The organism is Wolbachia endosymbiont of Tuta absoluta, from assembly GCF_059414725.1.
Window position 1 is genome coordinate 1 of sequence record NZ_JBNRJY010000551.1, and the last position, 390, is coordinate 390.

Sequence of the window (390 nt, forward strand, 5' to 3'; positions counted from 1 at the left end):
TTCACAAATTTATACAGAAGAACCAGATCGATCGTCTGACCGGTGCTCGTATACGTTCACATATACGTAAGCTCTTTTGACATTCGGGGAAAACCTTCATCAGGTAAACAAAAGCATGGGGCGCCTTACAAACTTTAGTAAGTGTATCTCTAATGATAAAATTTAAAGACTGTTTCCCTAGATGCCTAAATTATAGATTTTTCATCTTTTGACGATGGTAGTATCCTTTCCTCGGTGGAATCTCTAATTGTTACTGTTTTTCCTTTAACTGCATGTGCATTTTCTATTGTGTTTATTTTTGGTGACTGTTTTCTATTAAAAGATCCCCTAGGTGTAATAATTTCAATGAAATTAAACGTCTTTTTCTTTCTTGGTGATGGTTTCCTCATA

The 390-nt window shown here is 34.9% G+C and carries 1 protein-coding gene; it reads right to left on the reverse strand.

The window, feature by feature from the left end; all coding sequences use genetic code 11:
• Positions 1 to 185: 185 nt before the first annotated feature.
• On the reverse strand, positions 186 to 390 hold a 205-nt coding region (locus tag ACJ5GX_RS06120), incomplete at its 5' end, for a hypothetical protein (protein ID WP_495292813.1).